Consider the following 10,140-nt stretch of genomic DNA (forward strand, 5'->3'; position numbering starts at 1 on the left):
GTTGGTGGCGGTGACGGTGTTTTTGTTTTTTGGTTGCCGGTATTGCTGCTTGTTTTCTGGTGTCTTAGTACTGTTTGTTGCTGGCGTGTTACTGTTTGCAGTACTTTTTCGGTTTCTTTTGTTTTCTTGAAGCGGCTTCTTTCTTTTTCAAGGCTCTTTTTGTTTGGTCTCTGCTGGTTCTGGTTTCTGGTTTTAGCTCCATAATATCTGAAGCGTCTTCGGATTCACTGCTTTGTAATGTAATATTTTTGTCGGGTTTTTTATCGTTTGTGAGTTTGCATTCAGCTTGCAGTGGGGCATACCTTAATGTAATAAATAATAGACCAATAAACATTACAGCTGCCAGTGCGGTTAGTATTCTTTTTTTTCTTCTTTGGCATAACTGTTCATCATCCTTTCTGGTTTTTTTAAGTTTGTTTTTTTAAATAACAATAAAATACTTACAAGCGAACAACTTTATGTTATATCCGGCTGGTAGGTGCTGCTGTTTGTAAACTGCTGAAAATGCAGTTTTAATAAGTATGCACTACAGCTGGATTTTAGCTTTTGGTTGTAATTATCTATTATACCAGGTCTTGTATATATATAACATATGTAAGGGATGTAATAAAATAAAAAACCCCTGCTCTATCTGATAGAACAGGGATACAAATTGTATCTGGAAGAGGCTTGGCCGATGAAGGCCTGGTGTCGTTTCAGGTGTTGAGGTAGATGTCAACTGTGGGTCCCAGTATTATAGGCCTGGGTGCTGGTATTTTTGACATACTCCCCATGCCTAAAGGCAGAAAATTCTGCTTCATCGAAGGATGCCCGGGGGATGCCCGGGGGATGATCTATATCAGGCAAAAGCCCCGCAAACATACCTAGGAAGAACTCTTCAAGCGGCGATCCTGTCAACTGGCCTATAACTGCTCCAATAAAGGCTCCCGCAGCAGCATGAGTTTTGCCGGTCAAACTGTTTTCACTCCTTTCGCTCTGTTATAAATACGGCCGAGAAGCTGCAGCAACATCTCCGGCCTGCATGTTAGACTTAATTTTCACCAGCAACCTGAAATTCTCCTGCTAGAGTATGCTCTTCCCGATTCGATGCTAACGGCAGTATTAATTGACGGTTAACTCGCCACGCCCCACATCCTCAACATGAACAATAACAAAAACTAAACCCCACACCTGCTTGCAAGGGATGTTATATTAACGCTTACATTACCCCTACAGCACTTCACAGTAAGTACATGGGTAACTCTAACGGCATAAAGGCTCTTATTATCCCGTTAGCTGGTATTCGAGAAAATGCGGGTGGTAACTGGTACCGTTGCGAGGGGAGGTGCTTTTTCCCCCGAGCTTGCTACTGTAGATCGCGGGGACGGTTCTTGTGATCTTCTCCCACAGTTTAAACCGATCTTCCTAGACCTGTCCCGGAAAGAAACTTACATTTACCTGTTGTCTGGTTTTTTTATGATATCGGATTTGATTACACATTCGACAAAATGCGGGTGGTAACCGGTAAAAACCCAATGCAGGTGGTACACCAAACCGCCCTACCATTCGTTTACATTATCCAGTATAATAAACTGCAAAGGACAGAAATTATTAAAACGAAACAAAAATTTAGACACTAAAAGGAGGCAATTTAATGGCCGTCTCCCGTGTTAAGAAAGTAATTGAGGAAATCAAAAAGTTTACGGCAACAGAAAAAATTGAGTTCTTTCGCAGTCTTATTGCCGAAGGGATTTTGGATAATAAGGATGAATTTAGTGAAGAAGAGATAGCTGATATTAGAGCCGCTCTGCGAGAAGTAGCCCGCGGAGAATGGGTTGATTTCGATGAGTTCAGAAAATCCCAAAACCTATAAACTCCGCCTGTCAAACAGAGCAGCTAAGTATTTATCCCGCCTTGATAAAACAACAACCAGTCGAATACTTGATAAACTCGAACATTTAAAAGTTGATCCCTATCATTCAGTAGGCACCAAAAAGCTTTCCGGTAAATTAACAGGTCTCTTCCGTTTACGCATCGGAAATTATCGTGCAGTATACCAGATCAATGATGATTGTTTTATTGTCACAATTTTGGTCATTGGGCCTCGGGTTAATATTTATGATCACTTATCATGAAAGTGTAACGTAACCCGACATTCAGTTAGTGCAATAACAATATCATAGGCTTTTCTGAGCAGTGCTTTGGAGTCATTTTCCAGCTCGCAATATTCCTTGATAAAATCTGAAGTCATTTGTGCATTGCAGCTGATGCCATTAATATTTTTATACCTTAACCTCTGTATTTTTCTTGCCGCTTCTACCCTTTCCCTTAATTCCCTTGAAGGTATTCCTTTTTTATCTTCTGTTAATTCAATAAAATCTACTGGAACTCCGCCGCGGAAAACAAGTTTAGCGTTGGAAAGCGAAACAAAAAAGGCCAGGTGAACTACGTTAAGTAGCAACCACTGCGCATCGCTGGCCATATTTCACATTATTCCGTTCGTTGGTATTCGACAAAATGCGGGTGGTAAACGGTACCCTTGCGAGGGGGGCTCTTTTTCCCCCGAGCTTGCTATTCGCTATCCGGAAAAGTGCAGGGAATTTTATTTCGCCTAACAGGACATACTTGCTTACTTCCTTTCCGATGGCAGCCAACACATATAAAGCTGCAGAGTATTCAACATCATTCCCCTGTCCTGTTCGCATAATTAGACTTTTAAAAAATTCCTGGTGCTCTTTGCTTTTGAAATACACAAACTCACCCCCATATTTTACTATTGTTCACATTAAAAGGCGAGAGTTATGCAACATAACTCTCGCCTTTCTTGCTTCTCTCAGGTCCTAAAACTTTCAACTACAAGTCTAAACTTAATTTTATTGCCTTATCCACTTCATCCATTCTCTCATCAGAGAGACAGCCAAGCTTATTCACCAGTCTTGTCTTATCTATGGTAAGGATCTGCGCCAAATTAACTGCACTCTCTTTATCTAAACCGCTTTCACCTATGCTTAAACGAACCATAAACGGATAGATTTTGTTAACTGTAGTTGTTATAGCAGCTATAATCGTCGTACTACCATGGCTGTTGCCTACATTATTTTGAATAACAACGGATGGTCTGCAGCCCGCTTGCTCACTTCCCCGCGCAGGATTGAAATTCACAAGAAATACATCACCACGTTTAATGTTCATGATAATCGCTATTCACCACCTCTTGCTGCGCTGGCATAAAAGCTTCAACTTCGCCTTTGCTAGTCTCCGAAAGGGCAACATAGCCTTCTTCCATTTCTCTCTCGATCTCTTCTTGTTCTACCTGTCGCAATAATTCAGCTAACGCACCGCTTCTTGTTGTTCCCCATTTCCGCGCAAACCTATCAAGCAAAGCTAGTAAAGAAGGGTGAAGACTAACCGTTACTTTCGCGTTCATAGTGGTCACCTCCTGGCATAAGAATATCATACCATGAGGATGACTGTCAATCTTACCATGTATCATATGCCATCCAACTTAATCGTTACAAGTTGAGCTGAATAGTTTTTATGAGAACGTATTGAAGACGAAACGCAGAAAAGTGATGGGTAAATATAATCCAAATCATAAGCGATGCTTGTAATTTATTACATATTAGCTTGATGACATTGGGTAAACGGTACCTTTGCGAGGGGGGCTCTTTTTCCCCCGAGCTTGCTAGTACCGTTGCGAGGGGGCGCTTTTCTCCCCGAGCTTGCTAGGCTTAGGGTTAGAAATGCCTATCTCATTAACTGCAGATTCAATATTAACGAACACCCCGTCATCGCTTTAGCTAAAGAGTAGCCTGCTCCGCCCATGGCCAGCATTACTAATGCAATCCACAGCCCGGGTTCAATAAGCGTAAGGCCTCTCTTATCAATAAATATAGATTTTATCTTGCTAAGCAAAGAAACCACACCTCCTGCTATTCCTACGGGCAACATCGTGGGTAACGGACACTATAGACATGTCCGTTTGGCCGCCAACAAGTGGTTGGAAACAGTGATCAATCAGGTCAAAACTAACCTGGATGAATTTCTTTACCTGGTAGTCCAACAGCTGTACCCTATAAGATGCTGAAACAAGACAAATAAGACTGTATTATAAACAAGATACGGATTTCAAAACATCCTATCGGAAACAGGGTGGTGGTTAATGTTACTCATTTTCCGGGTAATTAGCGGATAAAAAAGCAGTAGGGTAAATGTGATTAGGATATTTGGATACATCTGGTTATTAATACGGATTCAGGTACTGTTGACCACTGTGAAGCTATTTACTTGCAGATGCGCTTGCCGTTAATATTAGAGACATCCTAGGTAATGCATCTTCAATAGGATCTAACTATTACAGCTGCAGCAGATATCATTTAATTGGAAAGGGCTGGTATGCCGAAATAATTAACCTATTAGGTTAATATAAATTGCCCATTAGGGAATGATACTATATAATGAAATTGAGATTTAAGAACAGAATCAAAAAACAGTGCGAAAACCCCCAAAGGGCACAGCTTGATTTTGGTTCGAGAATGGGAAATATGCTAACACAAAGAGTAGGCGAGCTAGCGGCCGCAACTAGCTTATTGGACATTAAGCACATTCCCGCCGCCAGATTACATAGGTTGAAAGGGGCTAGGGCAGATGAGTTTGCTGTAGATTTAGTCCACCCCTATAGACTTGTTTTTAGGCCTATTTTACAAGAAGGTGTCGATATTTTTGATTTGGAAAGTATTAATATTATACGGATTGAGGAGGTGACGGATTACCATGGTAAACAAAAAAGATAATGCCAAGTTTATGCCTGCTGTTGCTATTCCGCCTGGGAAAACAATTAGGGAGAATATGAAGTATTTGGGTATGAACCAAAAAGAACTAGCCCTAAGGCTTGGAATAACCACCAAGCATCTGAGCAATGTCATAAATGGTAACGATCCCATCACCTATGAAACCGCTTTAAAACTGGAAACAGTGCTTGGACCTAAGGCGCAGTTTTGGATGAACTTAGAAACGAATTATCAGTTGACCAAGGCAAGGTTAAAAAGGGAGGCAGACCTGGAAGCTGATTTAGAAATCCTTAAAGGTGTACCCTATAAAAGCATGAGTGATTTCGGCTGGGTGCCGGCAACAGATAATCGCCAAGAGAGGATTAATAACCTAAGGGGTTTTTTCGGGGTGGCAAGTTTAAAAGCTGTGCCGAAGACCATGAATGCCATGCTTAGAAAACATAAACAAATTAAGGGGATTTCCGATCTAGGGGTAATGGCGTGGTTAAGGAAGGCCGAAATTGACGGGCTTGTAGTGAAGGTTAAAAAATTTAACCGCACCAAACTAAAAAAGTATATACCTAAATTTAGGGAGCTAACATTAAAAAGCCCTGAAGAGTTTCTTCCAAAGGTGCAAAAATTATGCGCGGAGTGTGGTGTGGCTCTGGTATTAGTCCCATCGCTACCTAAGACATATATATGCGGTGCGACTTTTTGGCGCAGGGATAATCCTATCCTAGCGTTAAGTGTAAGGGGAAAGCGGGCCGATATATTTTGGTTTACTTTTTTCCATGAACTGGCACACCTTATTAACCACTACCGAAAAATATCTTGTGTTAGCTATGAAGATAACGGGTATGAGGATGAGGCGGACGAAAAGGCCGGCGGCTATTTAATTCCCGACGGGCAATACCGGAAATTTATAAGGGAATTTGACTATAAGGACAAAAGTGTAATTAGGAAATACGCCTATAGTATTGGAATAGCGCCGTGTATACTGGTCGGCAGATTACTTCATGATAATCTCATTGATTATGCTAATTATAGTGATTTAAGGCCACCTTTTGAAATAGGATATTGATTAGCAGTGAAATAGTATCCCGTCCCAGGCCACAGCCGATTTAACGAAAGCGAAGTGGCAACCGCGCCGTCCATCTTCTTTGTTAATTTTTCCTAGTCGGGCATGATGTTCCCCAAGGATTGGTCTTAATGAAGATGTTATCCACATCAAAGGTGCCAGGCCGCAGTTCATCAAAGCGGCGCTTGTTTCTAGATAACTCCGCAAAGAACATCAGGAGATCATCATTCACACTGGACAGCATTATAACCGTGAGCTTTCAGATATTTTCTTTGATGAAATGAACATACCCCAACCGGATTACAACTTAGGGATTGGGTCTGATACACATGCCCGGCTACGTTGTTCCTCTATTGCCCAAAATCTGCTTGCATAATCTAATCATAATTTGACCGCGCAAATCGTCGTTCCCAACCTTTTCAAATTGAGCAAGCATATAGTTTAGAGCTTTTTCACCTTCTTTTAAAATATCTCCATATTCATCCTAATGGGCAGCAGGTAGAGATTATAAAAGCTTTGTTAAGTCCCGGCGATTGTAAAGAATACGGCGCACTTCCATTACATCATCGATGACAACATAAAAAACGGTGAAGTTTTTGATCCGTATGCGGTAGTAAGGATATTCACGTTCCTTTACAGATTTATAAGGTTCAAAAGATTCAGCATTAGGTAGCCGGTTATAAATGGCAGCTTCTATAGCATCAACTAGATCATTGGCAGCAGTTGGATTTTTAAGTTTGAAAGTAATATAGTCTATGATTTCATTTAAATCTTCCTCAAAAAGAGGCAAAACTTGCAGTTTGTATTCTTTCTTACTCATTGATGCGCTTCTTTACTCTGGTAAAAACCTCCTTGCCGGTGTAGCGAGTATCACTTAACTGGGCAGCTTTATCAGCTTCATCAAGCTTCAATTCCAAGCTGTCTGTTAGAACGGCATACTGTTCGATGCTTAAAAGAACCATAGAACCATAACCGTTTTTGGTTAAGAAAACAGGCTCGCTGCTTTCAATAACAAGTTTCTCAATTTCAGGAAATTTATTTCTTAAATCAGAAACAGGCCTAATATTAATCATGGCAACCTCCCTTTAGACTTTGCTTATCATTATTATATCATGATATTATCAAGGCAACAATAAGATATGCTTTGATGGTAGGATGTCCCCTTCAGCTTTAAACTTTATGCTTTTGCTGATATAACCGTGCATTCTTCATTGTTATAACAGTGCTTTAAACTTCTTTCTCTATTCCTAAATCAATGTTTCTTCATTGACTTTTATTCCGTCCTGTAGGCGGTTCATATAACCCAACATCTGTCCATCGATGGCCAGCTTTTCATTACTTGAAGCCAAATAACTGTCTAAAGTGCCAGCTCCGAAAATAATATCTATACCGGACAAGGTAGCAAACATTGCTCCCATAGCAGTCTTAAAACCTGCCTGATAGAAGGCGCAATATAGAAAAAGAAATGGCCTCTTTAACTCCCCTGTTCACTCATTTCAACTACAAAGAGGTCGACGAACAGGGCATGGAGTGGCCATAACTGCTACGGCCATGCGGCAATAAGGTGCCAGGCACCATCAGTTGAATTTTTGAAACCTTCTGGTGCAGGATACGCAGATAAAGTAGAAGGCAAATCAGAAGAAGCGCCCGATCCAGCAAAACATACATCGGGTAGGGATATTACCCCACCCGATTTTTTCTGGTGACAGTCACTCTCGGGGAATTGAATCTTTGTGATTTTCTCATAAGTCGTTCAGAACATCCTCTCTTCTCCATATCCCTCAAACAAATGAGAACCCCTCTCCCTTGCGTCCAGGTATGTATTACAACCGTGACGAGAAACATACTGGAGGAAGTATTGCAACCCACGGGTCAATATCTATCCCCTCACTGAGGTATTAAAAAAGAAGGATAAAAACTACAAGAAGGGAGCAAAAAGAACGTCCCCTTGCTTTCCTTAGATAAACCGCTCCGGGATACCAGACCCTCTTCTTTTTTAACAATATTACCCCTCCCTGCCCCTTATTCTGGTAAAGTTTAAGTTAAATATTATCATTTTATCATACTATTTACAACACAGAAAAACATACTTCGGGGGGGTAACCGGTACCTTTGCGAAGGGAGGGGGTTTTCTCCCCGATGCTTGCTAGACAGCGATGAATTTTTAAGGTTGTCTCATTAACGAATCGCGCTGCCTGTGAACCTGACCGTCAAAGATCAGTAGGTGTCTGTGGTGAACAAGCCGGCCTATCATAGCTACAGTAATTTATTCATCGTAGAAAATCCCACCCAGCGCTTCATTTAAGGTTTATAAAAGGGGTAGAAATTTTAAGTATTCGGATTATCGTGGGGGAAAGTCATTATCATGAGGTAATGATTGCATCAACATAAATCGGATAATAGTATGGAAAGTGCAAAACTACTTGACACAAATTTTTTTATGGTTTACTATTACGTTAGACGTTATAACGTTTGGTGTAATAATTGAAAGGAGATGACAAAAGGCTTGTGAGTTCAACTGATCGATTTTCTGAACCAACATTGTTTATCTTAATTAGTTTAGCTGAGGGGAACAAACATGGTTATGCGATTATGGAAGATATTGAAGATTCATATGACATTAGAATTGGACCTGGGACCTTATATGGTGCTATTAGTCGCATGGAGAAATTAAAATTCATTGAGGCTATTCCTTCAGAAGGTAGAAGAAAGCCTTATCAGATTACTTCTGAAGGAAGAGAGTATCTACAAGAAAAATTAAAGGAAATCGAAACTGTTACCAAGATAGGATTTAAGAGGTTAGGTCTAATATGAAGTGGCTTATTCATTTGTATCCTAAAAAGTGGAGACAACGCTATGGAGATGAATTTTTATATATTTTGGAAAACAGGAATCTTTCTATTAAAGAGGTAATTGATGTATGTATCAATGCAATGGATGCAAGATTTTTAAATTTAGTGGAGGGGATTATTAATATGGATAAAAAAATTCGTGATGTTTTGCTTGGATCTGTTTTAAATCGTTTCTTGATCTTTGGTTCGGTAATATTTATAGTTACCTGAATTCCCTGTCAAATTATAACTAGGTTCATTCCAATTGCAAATTGAAGGCTGCAAGAATCTCTCTCTGCCGCTTGGTGACCTCGCTATGTTTATCTTTATACGTGCCGCTATAATGGATGGTCGTCAGCGACTCCATTTCTTTTAAAAGACATCTTGCTGTGTATGAGGCAAGCTCTTTTTGCTCTCGTAGGACGTTTCGTATTTGGGTTGGGACAGAATAATCATAGCGATGAATTGTATGAAGAGACGACCTTTCATCATCGGAGACCGGTGCACGCGAAGGCGTTTCATGTCGAGTTGATTCTTCAAGTCAGAGAAGCATTTTTCCACAACGTCCTTTTCTCTGTATATTTGTAACGCCTGCAACGTGTCTTTAATCCTTGTTGAGAGAATGGCCTGATAACCGACATATTCGTTTCTTGCTGCGGTTATGGCTTCCCAATCCATTTCAACCTGTAGACCTCTCTTTGGTGTCTTCTTGCAGTGGAAGAATTGTGTGTAATGCGGCTCATGGTCTTCCACGTGTTTTTCATTCTTCAATTCGTCCATCAGTTGCGCAATATAAAGATCAAATTTTACACGATCATCCGCCTGTTTATTCGGATCAAAATAGAGGTGCAGGTAGAGTCGGCGTCGACTTCCTGGCCAGTGATAGAGTTGGCTGTGTACATACACTACGCTATCCCCGACTTGGCGGAAACCGAGTGGGCTGTCAATTTCCTCTCGATGTTTATCGATCTCTTCTCTAACCCACTTTATGTGCGTAGGAACTCCTAAAGTGAAATGGTATTTTTTACTCAACAGCTTGTTAGTTCTCTTAAAAATCTGCTCATAGTTGCTTCACTTGGTACGCTTGCAATTACGCCAAATCCACATATGTATCGAAATACAGGGTCATTTTTTAGTCTTCTGACCAATGCAGCCATTGTCGGTATTTGCTCTATCTTTGCAGCTATTAATGCTTTTAATTTGTATTTAGCATTGTATCCTCGAGGTCCATTATGTTTTCTGGGTAGCCTGGATATTATTGGATTCAAATCAAGGGTGCTAAAAATCTTTTCCAGTCTAGTTTCAGGTTGCATTTTTAATGCATCTTCGAAGGAAATCAGGCACTGTTGTCGAATATACAAGGTAGCTTCATCCCTTTCCACTTTTGTTTTATTTGGTTTGATTTACCTTATAATTCGGCAAAAGTTGGGGTGAAGCCTTTATTATAGGCCTTCAAAGCTTGATTTCAATGAGTTTTTTAGAA

The 10,140-nt window shown here is 40.5% G+C and carries 19 protein-coding genes and 1 pseudogene; 8 read left to right on the forward strand and 12 right to left on the reverse strand.

Going from position 1 to position 10,140, the window contains the following annotated elements; translation table 11 throughout:
- Positions 1-88: 88 nt before the first annotated feature.
- Both SSCH_RS12205 and SSCH_RS12210 read right to left on the reverse strand, forming a co-directional pair.
- The gene (locus SSCH_RS12205) at positions 89-334 is read right to left on the reverse strand and encodes a hypothetical protein (RefSeq protein WP_044665702.1); all 246 of its coding nucleotides are present in this window, start codon (positions 332-334) and stop codon (positions 89-91) included.
- A 380-nt stretch (positions 335-714) separates the two neighbouring features.
- The gene (locus SSCH_RS12210; protein ID WP_044665703.1) at positions 715-954 is read right to left on the reverse strand and encodes a metal-dependent hydrolase; all 240 of its coding nucleotides are present in this window, start codon (positions 952-954) and stop codon (positions 715-717) included.
- 679 nt (positions 955-1,633) lie between these two features.
- Here SSCH_RS12210 and SSCH_RS12215 point away from each other — a divergent pair.
- On the forward strand, positions 1,634-1,852 hold the full coding sequence (locus tag SSCH_RS12215; protein WP_044665704.1) for a hypothetical protein: 219 nt from the start codon (positions 1,634-1,636) through the stop codon (positions 1,850-1,852).
- Positions 1,824-2,114 (forward strand): type II toxin-antitoxin system RelE family toxin, encoded by a 291-nt coding sequence (locus tag SSCH_RS12220; protein ID WP_044665705.1) that lies wholly within the window; start codon positions 1,824-1,826, stop codon positions 2,112-2,114. The genes SSCH_RS12215 and SSCH_RS12220 overlap by 29 nt, the downstream gene beginning before the upstream one ends.
- Here the strand turns inward: SSCH_RS12220 and SSCH_RS12225 are convergent.
- The 4 genes from SSCH_RS12225 to SSCH_RS18380 all read right to left on the reverse strand — a co-directional run bounded on the left by SSCH_RS12225 (position 2,102) and on the right by SSCH_RS18380 (position 3,894).
- Complete coding sequence (locus tag SSCH_RS12225) at positions 2,102-2,461, reverse strand: magnesium chelatase subunit ChlI family protein (RefSeq protein WP_084711154.1); 360 nt, start codon at positions 2,459-2,461, stop codon at positions 2,102-2,104. The genes SSCH_RS12220 and SSCH_RS12225 overlap by 13 nt on opposite strands.
- Positions 2,462-2,832: 371 nt before the next feature.
- A complete protein-coding gene (locus SSCH_RS12235; RefSeq protein ID WP_044665708.1) occupies positions 2,833-3,171 on the reverse strand; it encodes a type II toxin-antitoxin system PemK/MazF family toxin in 339 nt (112 codons plus the stop codon).
- Complete coding sequence (locus tag SSCH_RS12240) at positions 3,161-3,406, reverse strand: ribbon-helix-helix domain-containing protein (RefSeq protein WP_232294436.1); 246 nt, start codon at positions 3,404-3,406, stop codon at positions 3,161-3,163. Before SSCH_RS12240 ends, SSCH_RS12235 begins: the two co-directional genes overlap by 11 nt.
- 320 nt (positions 3,407-3,726) lie before the next feature.
- The gene (locus SSCH_RS18380) at positions 3,727-3,894 is read right to left on the reverse strand and encodes a hypothetical protein (RefSeq protein WP_156972264.1); all 168 of its coding nucleotides are present in this window, start codon (positions 3,892-3,894) and stop codon (positions 3,727-3,729) included.
- On the opposite strand from SSCH_RS18380, the gene SSCH_RS18385 reads away from it, so the two are divergent.
- From SSCH_RS18385 to SSCH_RS12250, 3 genes are all read left to right on the forward strand, one after another.
- Complete coding sequence (locus SSCH_RS18385; protein WP_156972265.1) at positions 3,884-4,066, forward strand: hypothetical protein; 183 nt, start codon at positions 3,884-3,886, stop codon at positions 4,064-4,066. The genes SSCH_RS18380 and SSCH_RS18385 overlap by 11 nt on opposite strands.
- 448 nt (positions 4,067-4,514) lie before the next feature.
- The gene (locus SSCH_RS12245) at positions 4,515-4,772 is read left to right on the forward strand and encodes a hypothetical protein (protein ID WP_232294439.1); all 258 of its coding nucleotides are present in this window, start codon (positions 4,515-4,517) and stop codon (positions 4,770-4,772) included.
- Positions 4,753-5,829, forward strand: coding sequence for a HigA family addiction module antitoxin (locus SSCH_RS12250; RefSeq protein WP_044665711.1), 1,077 nt, complete (start codon positions 4,753-4,755; stop codon positions 5,827-5,829). The genes SSCH_RS12245 and SSCH_RS12250 overlap by 20 nt, the downstream gene beginning before the upstream one ends.
- A gap of 82 nt (positions 5,830-5,911) precedes the next feature.
- Here SSCH_RS12250 and SSCH_RS19480 read toward each other — a convergent pair whose 3' ends face one another.
- Entirely contained in the window at positions 5,912-6,070 is a 159-nt protein-coding gene (locus tag SSCH_RS19480) for a hypothetical protein (protein WP_198142441.1), read from the reverse strand.
- A 21-nt stretch (positions 6,071-6,091) separates the two neighbouring features.
- Between SSCH_RS19480 and SSCH_RS22035 the strand changes: the two genes are divergently transcribed.
- A complete protein-coding gene (locus SSCH_RS22035; protein WP_408645736.1) occupies positions 6,092-6,202 on the forward strand; it encodes a hypothetical protein in 111 nt (36 codons plus the stop codon).
- Between the two features lie 129 nt (positions 6,203-6,331).
- Here the strand turns inward: SSCH_RS22035 and SSCH_RS12255 are convergent, their stop codons facing one another.
- From SSCH_RS12255 to SSCH_RS18390, 3 genes and pseudogenes are all read right to left on the reverse strand, one after another.
- Positions 6,332-6,646, reverse strand: a complete 315-nt coding sequence (locus tag SSCH_RS12255) for a type II toxin-antitoxin system RelE/ParE family toxin (protein ID WP_044665712.1) — start codon at positions 6,644-6,646, stop codon at positions 6,332-6,334.
- Positions 6,639-6,899, reverse strand: a complete 261-nt coding sequence (locus SSCH_RS12260; RefSeq protein ID WP_044665713.1) for a type II toxin-antitoxin system Phd/YefM family antitoxin — start codon at positions 6,897-6,899, stop codon at positions 6,639-6,641. The genes SSCH_RS12255 and SSCH_RS12260 overlap by 8 nt, the downstream gene beginning before the upstream one ends.
- 174 nt (positions 6,900-7,073) lie before the next feature.
- Positions 7,074-7,253: pseudogene (locus tag SSCH_RS18390) on the reverse strand (trimethylamine methyltransferase family protein); the annotation flags it as partial.
- Between the two features lie 1,057 nt (positions 7,254-8,310).
- Between SSCH_RS18390 and SSCH_RS12265 the strand changes: the two are divergent.
- Together SSCH_RS12265 and SSCH_RS12270 are read left to right on the forward strand one after the other, a co-directional pair.
- A complete protein-coding gene (locus tag SSCH_RS12265; RefSeq protein ID WP_198142443.1) occupies positions 8,311-8,640 on the forward strand; it encodes a PadR family transcriptional regulator in 330 nt (109 codons plus the stop codon).
- Positions 8,637-8,888, forward strand: coding sequence for a hypothetical protein (locus SSCH_RS12270; protein WP_052835622.1), 252 nt, complete (start codon positions 8,637-8,639; stop codon positions 8,886-8,888). Before SSCH_RS12265 ends, SSCH_RS12270 begins: the two co-directional genes overlap by 4 nt.
- 141 nt (positions 8,889-9,029) lie before the next feature.
- On the opposite strand, the gene SSCH_RS12275 is transcribed toward SSCH_RS12270, so the two are convergent.
- Positions 9,030-9,689 carry an IS1634 family transposase gene (locus SSCH_RS12275; RefSeq protein WP_044665715.1) on the reverse strand — a complete coding sequence of 220 codons (660 nt, stop codon included), beginning with the start codon at positions 9,687-9,689 and terminating at the stop codon, positions 9,030-9,032.
- Complete coding sequence (locus SSCH_RS12280) at positions 9,686-10,039, reverse strand: transposase (RefSeq protein WP_156972267.1); 354 nt, start codon at positions 10,037-10,039, stop codon at positions 9,686-9,688. The genes SSCH_RS12275 and SSCH_RS12280 overlap by 4 nt, the downstream gene beginning before the upstream one ends.
- Between the last annotated feature and the right edge of the window lie 101 nt (positions 10,040-10,140).

Origin of the sequence: Syntrophaceticus schinkii (assembly GCF_000946815.1) — a bacterium.
Lineage (GTDB): Bacteria > Bacillota > DSM-12270 > Thermacetogeniales > Thermacetogeniaceae > Syntrophaceticus > Syntrophaceticus schinkii.